The organism is Longispora sp. NPDC051575 (assembly GCF_040681875.1).
GTDB lineage: Bacteria > Actinomycetota > Actinomycetes > Mycobacteriales > Micromonosporaceae > Longispora.
This window is the reverse complement of record NZ_JBFAZP010000019.1, coordinates 41,481-55,037: the sequence shown is the minus strand read 5'-3', so window position 1 is coordinate 55,037 and position 13,557 is coordinate 41,481. Positions and strand designations below refer to the sequence as shown.

The following is a 13,557-nucleotide window of genomic DNA, read 5'->3' as shown; positions in this document are numbered from 1 at the left end:
GGTACATCCACACACGGCCCCACGTGCTGACCGCCTTGGTCTCGATCGGAACCCACACATCGAACCTGGTCCCGAAACGCCCGACCCTCACGAACTGCTACGTGCACTTGCGCGTTCACGGCCCTGCTAGCTGGCCGCCTTGGCCTCGATCAGAGCCCACACATCGACCTTGGCTCCGATACGCCTGACCTGGATACTTCTGCTTTCTCTCCGGGCGGTCCGGAAAAACACCGCCCCGGCACCTCACGGCCCTACCTACTGGCCGCCTTGGTCTTGGCTGGAACCCTCACATCGAACCCGGTCCCGACACGTCTGACCTGTGTGCTGCCACGTGCTTGTCGGGCGGCTAGCGTTCTCCGCCACTCACCGGTCAGGACCCTGACATCGAACTCGGCCCTGACTCGCGTGCACTACACGCATGGTCGAACAGTTCCTTGCGCCTCGTGCTGTCTTACGTCTTGCGGTAGTGCTGTGCCGTACTGCTGATCCGTTCACGGCCCTGGTGGCCGCCGGCAGTGTCACCGCCCGGAGCCCCGTGCACCAACCCGGCCCCAACACGCCTGACCTGCCTATCCACTCGAACGGGCAACTAGTCTCTGTCGCCCCGCATGGACTCTTGCTCGCTTCAACGAGAGCAAAGCTAACACGAGCCCCAGGCTATGTCTACCGCAACCCCTACAGATTTTCTTTGGCGTGTTCCGAGGGTCTGTTGCGGAAGGAGCGGCAGGCCGTCCTGGTCGCGCGTTCGCGCAGCCGGCAGCCTCGGCGCGCCAGCCAGCCCCGGCCGGGCGCCATGCGCCCCTCGATCGGCGGTCGCTCCCCGCGGCCTGGGGTCGCCTACAGGGTGTCTAGGTAATCCAGGGCATCGGCGCGGGACGGGAAGCGTCGGTTGACGATCCAGGTCAAGACACCAGCCTGGCCTGCCGGGCCCATCATGATCACGTGGCCGTCATCGTGGGCGACGACAACGAACTTTCCCACGGTGGCGGGATTGAGATACACCAGCGCTCGCTCGGGTGGATCGGCCGGAAGTGTCGTGTCGGCCAGTGCCTCGATCAGCTTCACGGCGCCTCAATTCTCTTCCTGGGGTGCCGGAACGGCCCGAGTGTAGGGACACAGTTCCGCGAGAGCGCCCAGGGGCCGCCGTCGGGCTCACGGTGCGCGGGTATCCGAGAGCCCTGCGGTGCCGAGAGCTTGACTCACCGCCGCCGCCCCGGCGGGCGCCGGCTTAGCTACGCGTGATCGACTCAAGTATCTACCCCCCGAGGCTTCACAAGTCTGTAGGCGATGGTCTAGTATTTCTGTTGCCTGATGGCGAGCATCGCTTCAAGCGGGTTGCGGCTGTCCATGGTCATGGCGTCAATGACGGCGGTCCGGAACCCGGGCCGGGGTCCCCGACCGCCGCGACCGACGCCGACCGTGTGGGGTGCTCTGTTGGTTGTTGGAGACGAGTTGTCACGAGGAGAGGATCATGAGCTCGTTGCGGTTTGACCCGTTCCGTGAGCTGGACCGGTTCACCAGCGAGGTGTTGGGCACGGCGCGCACGCCCCGCCCGATGCCGCTGGACGCATTCCGCGAAGGCGCCAACTACGTGCTGCGCTTCGACCTGCCCGGGGTGGACGAGTCCTCCTTGCAGGTGACTGCGGAAAACACCACCCTGACGGTGCGCGCCGAGCGCCGCGCGGAACGCCCCGAGGGGGCGGCGTACGTGGTGGCCGAACGCCCGGTGGGGGTGTTCCAGCGGCAGATCGCCCTGTCCAACGGCCTGGACCTGGCCGCGATCTCCGCCGGCTACACCGACGGCGTGCTGACGGTGACGATCCCCGTCGCCGAGCACGCCAAGCCCCGTCAGATCTCCGTCGAGCGCACCCCCTCCCGGCATGAGGGGCACAAGGTGATCAGCGGCGGCACCGCCAACGGCCGCGACAGGCAGCCGGCCGCCGTCGGCGCCTGACCCGCGACGCACGCACGGCCCTCGCCCCCCGAGTCCGGGCCGTGTGCGCGACAGCGGGGCCCGCCCGACTGCTCCGGGCGGGCCCCGCACCCTTTCGGCACCGACGACTCCACACAGGGCAGGCTAGGTGAGCACGGATGAGGAGGTCTGAGTGAACGACCTGACAGTGCGGGGTGCGTTGGACGACCGCGCGTACCCCGCGTACACGATGAGCGCCGCCGCCGACCTGGCCGGAGTGACCCCGGCCTTCCTGCGCGGCCTCGGCAACCACGGCCTGATCAGCCCGGGCCGTTCCAGCGGCGGCCAGCGGCACTACTCCCGCGCCGAACTCGACCTCGCCCGACGGGTCCACGAGGTCACCGCCACCGGCGTGAGCCTCGCCGCCGCGTGCCGCATCGTCGAACTCGAAGGACACCTCGCCGCCGCCCGCGCCGAAATCCACGCACTCCGCGAACAACTCCCCACCCAACACACGCGGCAGGCGGTCTAGGCAATGGCACGCCACACCCACGACGACGGTCTGCAAGCACACGACCTTGTCTGCGACGGCTGGTCGGACCTGCTCCCCAGCCCGACCGACACCTACCAGGACTGGCAGCTGCTCTGCGACGAGGCCGCCAACCCCGTCTGCAACGCACCCATTGGCGGGCCGACCCACTGCCCCACCTGCCAGCCGGCCCCGCATCCCGCTCTCCCCCGCCATCGGAAGCCCGCCCGCTACGACTGGTCGGGCTTCGGCGCGCGGTTTGCGGTCACGGGCGGCGACACGTCGGGGCGGGCGGTGCCGGGCGTCGCGGGCGAACCGCGCCTCGCCGACAGCAACAGTCTCGGCGAGGCTGTCTGGCGGGTGTCGTGGTGATGTCCTCCTTTCGGGCAGGTCTAGACAGTCGAAAGCGAGACCGTCCTCGCAGGTGTCCGGTGACGACGGCACCCCGGACCGGCTCGGGCCGGCACCCGGCCCCACCCGATCCCACGCTGCGGCCGCCGATGTCACAGCTCCCGCGGGCCGCTAGGGTGACGTTCAGGTGCGCCGGGAAGCACGATCGGCGTTCACGTCACCGACCCGGCGAACAGGAGCACACCGTGCGCAGCCCCGAGCCCGAGCACCCGGTGGTCCATGTGACGCCATCGGCGTGGGTCACCGCCACCGACCACGGAAACGTGTCAGTGGTGGCCATGGGCGGGGAGATCGACATCGCCACCGCACCGCTCCTGCAACGCCAACTCGCCACCCTCCTCGGCAACGGACGCCACCGGCTCGTCATCGACGTGTCCGCGGTGACATTCTGCGACTCCACCGGACTCGGCGTCCTCATCGGAGCCGCCCGCGCCCTGCACCTTCACGGCCTACGCGCACACCTCACCGGCCTACGACCCGCGATGACCCGACTGTTTGACGTGACCGGCATCGCCCACGCGTTCACCCTCCACCACGACCTGGCCACCGCCACCGCCACGGCGGCCACCGATCGTGGGCCAACCACAGACCGTTGACGCGCCAAATGCCGCCCAGGACCCCGGCACGGTCCTCGACCGCCTCCGCCAGGCAGACCGCGACGTGGGAGCCACGCCTGGCTCATCACCGGCGGACAGCCATGGAAAACGCGACGTTCATTGGCTACACGCCCAAAACCGGGTCGAACGAGGCTCACGTTTTCCCAGGTCATGGCCGTGTACACGGTTGGCGGAGCGCATCCTGGGGACATGCCGCGGCCGATGTGGAAAGGATCGATCAGCTTCGGGCTGGTCACCATCCCCGTGCACGCCGCACCCGCCTCCGGGGAGAAGGACTTCAATTCTGGCAACCTCGGATATCAGATCGACCTGAATGCACGAGGCGAAGCAGATGTCGCGCTGGCGTTAGCCGCTATTGACAGCACCGCGAGTGGTTAGTCGGTTGCTGGCCGGCTGGTCCAGGGCACGTTAAGGCCCAGTACTTGTGTCGGAGCCCCAGGGACAAACCTGTTTTAGCCGGCCTACGTCCGATCGGTGTTCATCGCCAGCGAGAAACTCGGCGGCCTCGCCGCCTACATCAACCGCTGAACCCACCCAAGAGAGGTATCAGACACCGCAGCCCCGGCCCGTGCACCGCGCGGGCCGGGGCTGAGCACCATACCGGGGTTCACTTCGGTGTCGATCGTGGTCGCTCTGGCCCGTCGGCTGTCCCGCCACGGACGGTGAACCGGTCCGACGTCTTCCTCTGGAGTGACGTCAGGCCGGGGTCTCAGCATCGGGTGGTTGCCCTGTGGTCGATGGCCGCAACTGCTGGCAGGTTCACCTGTTGCAGCACTCGCTCGGCTGGTGTCAGGTCCGCTTGAGCGTGTCAGTGTCCGGATGAAGGTGTCGGGCTGCTTATCGGGTGTCCGGGTGCACTTGTCGGTGTCTGTTCCCGGTGGATCTGGCTGTGTCTCAGCAATCAGGGCCTGGCGTGGCGGAGTGTCATTGAGTGCCCGTCTCGGAACCTGGAATGAATTGATCTGGTTTGGGCTAGCTGAGGTATGGTGCGTTCGGTGGTTGGGTGTGGTTGATCCAGGCGCGCATGATTTCGGCGGCGAGCCAGTGGCCTCGGATCTCGGCCTCGACGACGACGGGCATGCCGTTGCAGGGGCGTTGTGGGTCGGCGCCGCGGGCGAGTAGGTAGGCGGTGAGGTCTGCCGTTAGGGGTTGGCCGGTCTGGCAGTGGCCGTCGTGTTCGACGTCGAGGGCGTGTCGGAGCAGTGTCCAGCCGTGGCCGTCGTCGTCTTCGACGTCGTGGCCTGCGTCGAGTAGTTCCTTGAGTCGGGGTATGTCGGACTGTTCGACGGCCTGATGGGCGGGCGACCAGTCGAACATGGCGGTTCCTTCTCGGGGTTGATCGACGTTGCCTACTGCAACGTACCTTCCGGGGGATCTACGCTGGGTGAATGGGTGGCCGACTGCTGCCGACGCCAGGTCGGGGAGGCCTTCAGGGCGCGGTCCCGGATCGTCGGTGCTGTCGAGCCTGTGGTGAGGTGCTGCCGGTTCGGGTGGGTCGGGGTCGGGTGTTTTGTTCGGCGTCGTGTCGGGCGCGGCATTGGCGTCTGGCACGCCGGTTGCGGGTCGGGGTCGCGTTGGTTGCGGAGATGCCGACGGCAGAGTGTCCGGAGTGTCGGTCGGGTTGGATTGTGGGTCTGGATCGGCGGGCGTCGGCGGTGTTATTTTTGGCACGGTATCGGACGAGGGCGTGGCGGCGCCGTCAGGGTGAATCAACCAACTGTTGACTTATATCACCCCATAGCCGCTTCTATTGTGATGTATTTATCATTGACGGATGCCGTCGCTACTCACGTGTCGGGCTCCCTTGCTGGTGGCCGCCAGTGGTGTTCTCGGCGTCCTGCGCGACGAGCTCCGACAGCAGGTCCGCACGACCTCGGGCCGTAACCCCGACGCCGTCGCGGTCGTCATCGATTCTCAGTCGGTGAAAGCGTCCGAGACAGTCGGCAAGGCCACCCGCGGCTTCGAACCCGGCGAAGAAGATCAACGGCCGCAAACGGCATCTGGTCGTCGACACCTGCGGCCTGCCGCTCCTCGTGATGGTCACCCCGGCCTCCATGTCCGACCGCGACGCCGCCCGCGAGGTCCTGTTCCGGCTCACGGCCTTGGTCGCCAACGTGATCACGTACCGGACTAGGTCGGCGATCCGCGACGTCCCCCGCGCGTTGGCCTACTCCGTCGGACAGGCCGACGCCTGGTCACGTGACCGGCCCCGCCACGGCGGCACCCCACTTACCGACCAACCGGCCGCGACAGACCCCGCAGAAGCCCTGCCCCAGGACGTGGCCGTCTACGCAGAACAGCTTCGCGGGCACCCGTGTCATCTCGGGATCCACTCGGGCGGGATAGTGATCTGCGACAAGCCCGTCATCGATGTCGTGCCCGTGGAGTGGGCGACGATGGCCGACCGCAGCGTCCTGCAGTGGGACAAGGACGACTGCGCCTCCGCCGGGCTCGTGAAGTTCGACCTCCTCGGGCTGGGCATGCTCACCGCCCTGCACTACGTCAGGGACTTCGCCAACACCCACTACGACACCCCACTCGACCTCGCACAGCTCCCGGCCGACGACCGAGACGTGTTCCGGATGATCTCCGACGCCGACACCATCGGCTTGTTCCAGATCGAGAGCCGGGCGCAGATGTCGCTGCTCCCCCGGCTTCGCCCGGAGAACTTCTATGACCTGGTGTGCTCCGTGGCCTTGTCCACCCCGGGCTCGTGCAGGGCGGCAGCGTGCATCCGTTCGTGCGTCGCCGCCACAGCGAGGGGCCCGTCACCTACCCGCACAAGCTCGCCGAACCCGCCCTGAAACGCACCCTCGGAATCATCGTCTTCCAGGAACAGGTCCAGATGCTGGCGATCAGTCTCGGCGTCCTGACCGGCGCGGAGGCCGACCAGCTCCGCTGGGCCAAGTCGGCGAAAAACGCCGAGGTCGAGCTCGCCAAACTCAAGGCCCGCCTGTTCGACGGGATGACCGCCCGCGGGATTCCCGACAGCCAGGCACAGCAACTGTTCGAGTCCCTGGCAGCCTTCAGCGGGTACGGGTTCCCGGAGGCACACAGCATCAGCTTCGCCCACATCGTGTGGCAGTCCGCCTGGTGCAAACGCTGGTACCCCGCCGCGTTTCTCGCCGGGCTCCTCGCGGCGCAGCCGTTGGGCTTCTACTCCCCTCACACGCTCGTGGCCGACGCGCGCCGTCACGGGGTCACCGTTCACGGGCCCGACGTGCAGGCCAGCCTGCCGAAAGCGTCCCTCGAAGGAACCGGGGCCGTCGCCGCCCACCGTACCGCTCCCGCACGGTGGGGGCTGCCGGGGCCGGCGGTGCGCATCGGCCTGACCCAGGTCCGCGGCATCAGCGACGACCTCGCCGGGCGGATCACCGCCGGCGCACCGTACGCCTCCATCACCGACCTCGCGCGGCGCACCGAAGCCACCCGCCCCCAACTGGAGGCCCTGGCCACCGCCGGGGCGCTCGAGTCGCTCGGGCAGGACCGGCGACGGTCGCTGTGGGCGGCCGGAGCCGCCACCCGCGCGCACTCCGGAACTCTGCCGGGCACCACACCCGGCGCGGACGCGCCGATGCTGCCGGGCATGGACGCCCTCGACGTCGCTCGCGCCGACGCCTGGGCCACCGGCATCACCACCGACCACCCACTCAACTTCCTCCGCGCCAGCCTCGCCCAGCAGGGCGTGGCCGGGTCGCCGACGTGCCCGGGCACCGCAACGGCGCGCGCATCACCGTCGCCGGGCAGGTCACCCACCGCCGGGCACCCCAGACCGCTGGAGGCGTGATCTTTCTCAGCTTGGAGGACGAGACCGGCATCCTCAACATCATCTGCTCCACAGGGCTTCTGGCCCGGCAGGGCCGGATCATCCGCCGCTCGGGTGGTCTGATCATCCGGGACCAGCTTCAGTCCGCCGATGGGGCCGTCAGCTTAGCGGCCGAGCACGTCGCCGCCCTGGGCCTACCGATCGCCAGCACCTCACGGGACTTCCGGTGACCTGGCAAATAGCCGCCGACAGGCCCCCGCTCACCGCTACAGCACCACTCGTCATGTTCGCTTTGTCGCCACCAATACCCGACCAAATCGAACGCCCTGTGATGCAATTCACGTCCCTTAGGGTAACCCACTTTAGGGCCCGGGAATGACGCCTGACCGATTCGTCACGTGACCACCGTCGATCAATTTGAAGGTACGGCTACGGCGAACTGGAATGGGCGTTGCGCGCACCATCAGAGTCGTGGCACGCTCCGGGCCGCAACAGCGTTTCGGGCGGGGGCCTTGGACGAACGCATGCGCGTCTTCCCCCGCTCCGTGTCACAGAATGGGGAAACATGCGTCATAACAAGCTCGGCCGCCTAGGGGTAGCTGTGACCTTGGCGATTGCCGGCGCGATGGGGGCCGTGACCATGCCCGGCTCAGCGTCAGCCCAAGACTTCCTAGGAGTCAACGGTACGCATCTGGATCTGTGTCGACAGCCCAACTCAGGCTTCTTCTGCCTGTATGAGGCGGCGGACCACAACGCAGACCTGAAGAGGTGGCGGTTCTTGGCCGTAGACGTGTGCCGGAACATCGACATGCCCGTCGCCTTCTGGGATGTTGTGAGTTCGTGGACGCATCACCAGACGGGCAATCCGACTGTGCCGGTGATCAGCTGGACTCGGTATCCCGACTACGAGCCTCTGTGGACGATGAGCGGCCAACTCGAAAGCTACTACGTGGGCAACCAGGCCAACGACAAGGCCGACCACTACGACAACACGCGCGGCTGCTGAAGCGCCCAAGATTTCAAATTCCGCGGCTGCAACCCTTCTTGATCTCGCAGCCAGGACGCAGAGCCACCAGTTGCGCTGGTCAATGCTCGTTAATCACAGAATGTGGAAAGAATGTTCAAAGTAAGAGTCGGGCGCGTCACGTCAGCGGTAGCAGTGAGTCTCGCCGGCCTGCTGGGGGCGTTCGCGCTTCCCGGGTCAGCATCGGCAGACCTCCCCATCCAGCCGAATGGCACGCATCTGCCCGTGTGTCGGAATGTGAATACCGGGTTCTTCTGCCTGTATGAGGCGGCCTACATGAACTCCGACCTGAAAAAGTGGCGCTTCAAGGCTGTCGATGAGTGCCAGAACGTTGACCTGCCTAGCGGGTTCTGGGATGTTGTCAGCTCGTGGACCCATCACCAGACCGGTCCGAATCCGACTGTGCCGGTGATCAGTTGGAGGCATCTCCCCGACTACGAGCCGCTGTGGACCATGAGCGGTCAACTCGAAAGCGACTACGTGGGCAACCAAGCCAACGACAAGGCCGACCACTACGACAACACGCACGGCTGCTGAGACAGCGAAGTCGCGGCGATAGTCAAAGTGTTGCTGAAGTCACGGACTGCCGAAGTCCACTGTCGGGACTTTCCGGTACCACTGGCCTTCAATAGGCGACTTGTGCCTTAAAGGCGTGATCGGTTTGCATGGACGAAGCATTTACAGTGTGCCGGGGTGTTTAGCCAGCGCTTGGCCCCTCGGCCGCCTTTGATCGAGCAGAATGTGAGAGAGATGTTCAAGATCAAGGTCGGCAGGGTCGTCGTCGCGACGGTACTGGGCCTGACCGCCGCCTTGGCGGCCACGACTCCCGCTTTCGCCTGGGACTGGTTGGGCAATGGAGGAACGAACCAGCCGGGTTGCAGGTCTGCAAATACCGGATACTTCTGCCTCTATGACGCCGCGTATATGAACCAGAACAACTCCAAGTGGAAGTTCTTCATGGTCGAGGAGTGTAAGAATCAGGACCTCTATTCCGGTTGGTGGGACGTCGTGAGCTCTTGGACACACCACCAGACAGGCAATCCGACGGTGCCGGTTATCAGCTGGACGAGGTTCCCCGACTACGAGCCTTTGTGGACCATGAGCGGACAGACCGAGGTCGACTACGTCGGCAACCAGTTCAATGACAAAGCGGATCACTACGACAACACTCGTGGTTGCTAGGTAACTAGTCGGGATGTTGGTGGCGGTCGATACTCGACCGCCACCAACCGTGGGAGGGGTACTGATGAGAGTTCGGTGGACACGGTGGCTGATGGTCGCCTGTGTGGGGCTGACAGTAGGCGTGAGCGGTTGCACGAGCCAGTCGCAGAACTCAGACGTCGTCACGGCGGGCAGCTACAAGACGGCCGTCTACCCGCTCGACCAGTACCGGGTTAGCTACGAACAGTTGACAACCTTGACCCGCGCAGTCGCAGTCGTGACGCAAAAGTGCATGCGTCGGTTCGGGTTCGATGTACCGGTCCCAGCGAACCTGAGCAACGGCAAGTTCCAGGGGATGGATGACCGCTACGGGCTCGCCGACGCCGATCACGCTCGGACGCTCGGTTACCACGACAAGAAGCCGACACCGGTCGAGGTGACCTACGAGTCCAGGTTCCCGCTGGAGGCCACGGCGGTGCTGCAGGGCGTTGACCCGACCACCGGTCAGCCGATCCCTGCCACCGACGCCCGAGGCGTTCCGGCAGGCGGTTGCCGCAAGGAAGGTATCAGAGCGCTCTTCGCCGGCACGGCATCTGAGTCCGCGAACGGTGATCTCGCCGAGGACCTGATCCGCGACGCGTTGAAGAGATCAACAGCTGACGACCGGGTACAAAAGCTGATCAAGAAGTGGCAGGAGTGCGGCAAGAAGGCCGGCTACGAGTGGAGCACCCCGCACAACGTTCGGGTCGACTGGAGCAACAAGTCGATCGGCACCCCCAAGCCCAACCAGGAAGAGATCGACGCGGCGTTGACCGACGTACGGTGCAAGAACGAGTCCGGGCTTTTGGACACCTGGGTGTCGGTGAACGTCGAGTTCCAGAAGAAATCTCAGGAGACCAACTCCGAGAAGCTGCGGCAGTACAAGGCGGAAAACGACACCCACCTGAAAAATGCCGCCACGATCCTTACCGCGGGGTGAAGTCGGTGACAGTCAAACGACGACGTAACATTCTGATCGGTGTCGTGGTCGCCACCTTGATGTTTGGGGCCGGCGGGTTCACCGCAACCTGGTGGGTCCGTTCACCGCAGCAACTAGCCGCCGAGGCCGCAGCTCCGGCAGCCACAGACCTGACCGCTCCCGTGGAAAAGCGAGTGCTGCAACAATCCGTCGTGCTCCGGGGTGACGTAGCTGCCGGCCAGACATTCCCCGTCACTCCCGCACCCCGAGACGGTGGCAAGGCCGTGGTCACGGGCCTGAAGGTCAAGCAAGGCGGACTGGTCGAGGCAGGCACCGTGCTCCTGGAAGTGGGAGGAAGGCCGCTATTTGCACTACCAGGAGCCAAGCCCGCCTACCGGGATCTCCGGCCGGGCTACACCGGACCGGACGTCGCCCAACTGCAGGCAGCGCTCAAGGCTCTGGGACGCGATCCGCAAGAGTCCAACGGCGTATTCGGCGAAGGCACGAAGCGGGCACTGACCACGCACTACACCGCGCTGGGGTATCTCGTCATACCGACAGGTCCAGACGACGACAAGCAGCTGGCTGCCTCCGACAAGCAGGTGCTCCAGGCCCAGCGCGGCGTCGATGACGCGACCGACCCCGTACTCAAGGCCAGAGCGGTCGAAGATCTAAAGGAAGCCAAGAAATCCAGGGAAGAACTTCGCCAACGCACCGGGCCGATCCTTCCGATGTCAGAGTATGTGTTCCTGCCCAGCTTCCCTGCGCGTGTCGAGGGGCTCAAAGCGGAGATCGGTGGTGAAGTCTCCGCACCATTGATCACGCTGTCCAGTGGGGAACTGCGAGTACGTTCACTCCTTGGACAGGCTCAACAGGCCGGAGTCAAACCCGGCATGCCAGTGGAAATCCTCGCAGAGACCCAAGGCGCGACAGCCCGCGGCGCCGTCACCTCAGTCGGCGAGCTGCAAACCGACAAAGCCCAAGGCACCTCTGGCTACCCGATGCTGATCACGCCCTCGACACCGCTCGCAGCGACCCTGGCCGGCCAGAACGTCCGGGTGACCGTGACTGCCGCCGCCACCGCCGGAGAAGTACTGGTAGTGCCCTTGTCAGCACTCTTCGCCTCAGCTGACGGCAAGGTGCATGTGGTCCGCCGTGGAGCCGACGGTGCCAGGGAGCGTTTGGAGGTAACCGCAGGCATGAGCGCCGACGGCTACGTCGAAGTACGCGGAGCCCTCACGCCAGGCGACAGGGTCATCATCGGCGTGCCGACACGATGACGGTCATCGAGCTATGTGGCGCAGGACTGACATACCCGGGCCCACCACCTGTCCCAGCACTACGGCCAGCGGACCTGACTGTGCGACGCGGCGAATATGTCAGCATCGTCGGCCCCTCAGGGTCCGGCAAATCCACACTCCTCAACGTACTCGGCCTGCTCGACCGGCCGACCGAAGGTAGGTTTCTGCTCGACGGGGTAGACACAGCGTCACTGAAGGATCACAAGCGAACCGCACTACGCGCCCACCGCATCGGCTTCGTTTTCCAAGCCTTCCACCTACTGGCACAACGCACAGCGGTTGAGAACGTCGCCTTGGCGCAACTCTACCGTGGCGTGCCAGCCAAACAGCGCACTGCCCGCGCGCGAGAAGCCCTACACCGGGTCGGGATGGGCCACAGGTTGGACTCTGAGCCCAGTAGACTGTCGGGCGGAGAACGACAACGTGTGGCCATCGCCCGCGCTCTGGCGGCCGACCCGAGCCTTCTCCTTTGCGACGAACCTACTGGCAACCTTGACAGCGCCAACGCAGCAAACGTTCTCGACCTGATCGACGGTCTGCACGGCGAAGGCATGACCGTACTCATGATCACGCACGACCAGGCCGTGTCCTCACGCGCCCAGCGCCAGGTCAGCATCCGAGACGGGGTGCTGACGACGTGAGATCAAAACTCAGAACCACCGATCTGCTCGGTGAGGCGGTCTCCGGGATTCTCCAACGGCCAGCACGCACGCTCCTGACCACCTTTGGCACGGTCCTGGGTGTCGGGGCGTTCGTCGCCGTTCTGGGACTCACCGCGACCGCCACCGGGCAGATCAGCAAGCGATTCACGGCCCAAGCCGCCACGGAAGTCACTGTCACAGACTCCGACCCCTCCGCTCACACCGACCCACCGTTTCCTTCCGACGCTGAACAACGCGTCAACGCGATCAACGGCGTGGTCGATTGCGGCGTGTACTGGACGGTCCCCGCCGGGCGGACCGGCTCAGTCGCAGGCGTCCCACTACCGGGACGAAACCCCGACACCCAACAGATCATCGCCGCCAGCCCCGGACTCCTACCCGCATCAGGCGTCCACCTCGCAAATGGCCGTGTCTTCGACTCCGGACACGACACGCGAGCCGACCACGTCGCCGTACTCGGCACATCCGTCGCTCACCGACTCGGTGTTACTCGGATCGAGGACCAGCCGGCGATCTTCATTGGCGACATACCATTCACGGTCATAGGACTCATCGACGACGTGCAACGCAGGCCCGAACTGCTCCTCTCGATCACCGTTCCACGCAGGACCGCGGAAGATTTGTGGCCCCACAAACAAGGCGAGACCCTCGACCCCAAAATGCTCATCACAACCAGACTCGGCGCCGCCCAAGTGGTCGCGAGCCAAGCTGGCCTGGCCCTGCGGCCCGACGCCCCCGAACGTCTCAAAGTCACCGCACCCCCTGACCCGCGAAGCCTCCAAGACAACATTGGCGATGACCTAAACACCCTGTTTCTTATCCTCGCCGCGGTGTGTTTGGTCATCGGCGCCGTTGGCATTGCCAACACCACACTCGTCGCTGTCTTGGAACGGGTACCTGAAATCGGTCTCAGGCGAGCACTCGGTGCCCGAGGCCGACACGTGGCACTGCAGTTTCTCACCGAAAGTTCAGCTCTGGGCACTCTGGGCGGCCTCGCCGGAACCAGTCTCGGTATCGGGGTTGTGGTCACAGTTGCCGTCACCAGGGATTGGACACCCGTTCTCGAGCCATGGGCGGTGCTACCCGCACCGCTGGCAGGTACGCTCGTCGGCCTTCTCGCTGGCGTCTACCCCGCGCTCCGGGCGGCTAAGGTCGAACCTGTCGAGGCGCTTCGCCGGTAGTCGCACGAAGCACACCGCACTAGACCGACCAACCT

At 65.5% G+C, this 13,557-nt stretch carries 16 protein-coding genes and 2 pseudogenes; 16 read left to right on the top strand and 2 right to left on the bottom strand.

What is annotated here, in order from left to right; all coding sequences use genetic code 11:
• Nucleotides 1-837: 837 nt before the first annotated feature.
• On the bottom strand, nt 838-1,065 hold the full coding sequence (locus AB0M43_RS37350; RefSeq protein WP_363732078.1) for a hypothetical protein: 228 nt from the start codon (nt 1,063-1,065) through the stop codon (nt 838-840).
• A 406-nt stretch (nt 1,066-1,471) separates the two neighbouring features.
• Between AB0M43_RS37350 and AB0M43_RS37345 the strand changes: the two genes are divergently transcribed.
• From AB0M43_RS37345 to AB0M43_RS37325, 5 genes are all read left to right on the top strand, one after another.
• Nucleotides 1,472-1,954: an Hsp20/alpha crystallin family protein gene (locus tag AB0M43_RS37345; RefSeq protein ID WP_363732076.1), complete on the top strand. Its 483-nt coding sequence runs from the start codon at nt 1,472-1,474 to the stop codon at nt 1,952-1,954.
• A gap of 151 nt (nt 1,955-2,105) precedes the next feature.
• On the top strand, nt 2,106-2,444 hold the full coding sequence (locus AB0M43_RS37340) for a MerR family transcriptional regulator (RefSeq protein ID WP_363732073.1): 339 nt from the start codon (nt 2,106-2,108) through the stop codon (nt 2,442-2,444).
• Between the two features lie 3 nt (nt 2,445-2,447).
• Complete coding sequence (locus AB0M43_RS37335) at nt 2,448-2,813, top strand: hypothetical protein (RefSeq protein ID WP_363732071.1); 366 nt, start codon at nt 2,448-2,450, stop codon at nt 2,811-2,813.
• A gap of 224 nt (nt 2,814-3,037) precedes the next feature.
• Nucleotides 3,038-3,448 (top strand): STAS domain-containing protein, encoded by a 411-nt coding sequence (locus AB0M43_RS37330; protein ID WP_363732068.1) that lies wholly within the window; start codon nt 3,038-3,040, stop codon nt 3,446-3,448.
• Between the two features lie 210 nt (nt 3,449-3,658).
• A complete protein-coding gene (locus tag AB0M43_RS37325) occupies nt 3,659-3,847 on the top strand; it encodes a hypothetical protein (RefSeq protein WP_363732065.1) in 189 nt (62 codons plus the stop codon).
• 594 nt (nt 3,848-4,441) lie between these two features.
• On the opposite strand, the gene AB0M43_RS37320 is transcribed toward AB0M43_RS37325, so the two are convergent.
• Nucleotides 4,442-4,786: an ankyrin repeat domain-containing protein gene (locus AB0M43_RS37320; protein WP_363732062.1), complete on the bottom strand. Its 345-nt coding sequence runs from the start codon at nt 4,784-4,786 to the stop codon at nt 4,442-4,444.
• A gap of 580 nt (nt 4,787-5,366) precedes the next feature.
• On the opposite strand from AB0M43_RS37320, the pseudogene AB0M43_RS37315 reads away from it, so the two are divergent.
• From AB0M43_RS37315 to AB0M43_RS37265, 11 genes and pseudogenes are all read left to right on the top strand, one after another.
• Nucleotides 5,367-5,556, top strand: a pseudogene (locus AB0M43_RS37315) (transposase); the annotation flags it as partial.
• Between the two features lie 27 nt (nt 5,557-5,583).
• Nucleotides 5,584-6,386: pseudogene (locus AB0M43_RS37310) on the top strand (error-prone DNA polymerase); the annotation flags it as partial.
• 48 nt (nt 6,387-6,434) lie between these two features.
• Nucleotides 6,435-7,256 (top strand): hypothetical protein, encoded by an 822-nt coding sequence (locus AB0M43_RS37305; RefSeq protein ID WP_363732083.1) that lies wholly within the window; start codon nt 6,435-6,437, stop codon nt 7,254-7,256.
• Entirely contained in the window at nt 7,253-7,465 is a 213-nt protein-coding gene (locus AB0M43_RS37300) for a hypothetical protein (protein ID WP_363732060.1), read from the top strand. Before AB0M43_RS37305 ends, AB0M43_RS37300 begins: the two co-directional genes overlap by 4 nt.
• Nucleotides 7,466-7,836: 371 nt before the next feature.
• The gene (locus AB0M43_RS37295) at nt 7,837-8,241 is read left to right on the top strand and encodes a hypothetical protein (protein WP_363732057.1); all 405 of its coding nucleotides are present in this window, start codon (nt 7,837-7,839) and stop codon (nt 8,239-8,241) included.
• 111 nt (nt 8,242-8,352) lie between these two features.
• Complete coding sequence (locus AB0M43_RS37290) at nt 8,353-8,796, top strand: hypothetical protein (RefSeq protein WP_363732054.1); 444 nt, start codon at nt 8,353-8,355, stop codon at nt 8,794-8,796.
• Between the two features lie 213 nt (nt 8,797-9,009).
• Nucleotides 9,010-9,441: a hypothetical protein gene (locus AB0M43_RS37285; RefSeq protein ID WP_363732052.1), complete on the top strand. Its 432-nt coding sequence runs from the start codon at nt 9,010-9,012 to the stop codon at nt 9,439-9,441.
• A gap of 103 nt (nt 9,442-9,544) precedes the next feature.
• A complete protein-coding gene (locus AB0M43_RS37280) occupies nt 9,545-10,399 on the top strand; it encodes a hypothetical protein (protein ID WP_363732049.1) in 855 nt (284 codons plus the stop codon).
• 5 nt (nt 10,400-10,404) lie between these two features.
• Complete coding sequence (locus tag AB0M43_RS37275) at nt 10,405-11,658, top strand: peptidoglycan-binding protein (protein ID WP_363732048.1); 1,254 nt, start codon at nt 10,405-10,407, stop codon at nt 11,656-11,658.
• A complete protein-coding gene (locus tag AB0M43_RS37270; protein ID WP_363732047.1) occupies nt 11,655-12,320 on the top strand; it encodes an ABC transporter ATP-binding protein in 666 nt (221 codons plus the stop codon). The genes AB0M43_RS37275 and AB0M43_RS37270 overlap by 4 nt, the downstream gene beginning before the upstream one ends.
• A complete protein-coding gene (locus tag AB0M43_RS37265; protein ID WP_363732045.1) occupies nt 12,317-13,522 on the top strand; it encodes an ABC transporter permease in 1,206 nt (401 codons plus the stop codon). The genes AB0M43_RS37270 and AB0M43_RS37265 overlap by 4 nt, the downstream gene beginning before the upstream one ends.
• Nucleotides 13,523-13,557 lie beyond the last annotated feature (35 nt).

Excerpts from the sequence above, each read along its gene's own strand:
- AB0M43_RS37345 (WP_363732076.1), top strand. The coding sequence starts at position 1,472 with ATGAGCTCGTTGCGGTTTGACCCGTTCCGTGAGCTGGACCGGTTCACC.
- AB0M43_RS37335 (WP_363732071.1), top strand. The coding sequence starts at position 2,448 with ATGGCACGCCACACCCACGACGACGGTCTGCAAGCACACGACCTTGTC.
- AB0M43_RS37325 (WP_363732065.1), top strand. The coding sequence starts at position 3,659 with ATGCCGCGGCCGATGTGGAAAGGATCGATCAGCTTCGGGCTGGTCACC.
- AB0M43_RS37320 (WP_363732062.1), bottom strand. The coding sequence starts at position 4,786 with ATGTTCGACTGGTCGCCCGCCCATCAGGCCGTCGAACAGTCCGACATA.
- AB0M43_RS37305 (WP_363732083.1), top strand. The coding sequence starts at position 6,435 with ATGACCGCCCGCGGGATTCCCGACAGCCAGGCACAGCAACTGTTCGAG.
- AB0M43_RS37290 (WP_363732054.1), top strand. The coding sequence starts at position 8,353 with ATGTTCAAAGTAAGAGTCGGGCGCGTCACGTCAGCGGTAGCAGTGAGT.
- AB0M43_RS37285 (WP_363732052.1), top strand. The coding sequence starts at position 9,010 with ATGTTCAAGATCAAGGTCGGCAGGGTCGTCGTCGCGACGGTACTGGGC.
- AB0M43_RS37270 (WP_363732047.1), top strand. The coding sequence starts at position 11,655 with ATGACGGTCATCGAGCTATGTGGCGCAGGACTGACATACCCGGGCCCA.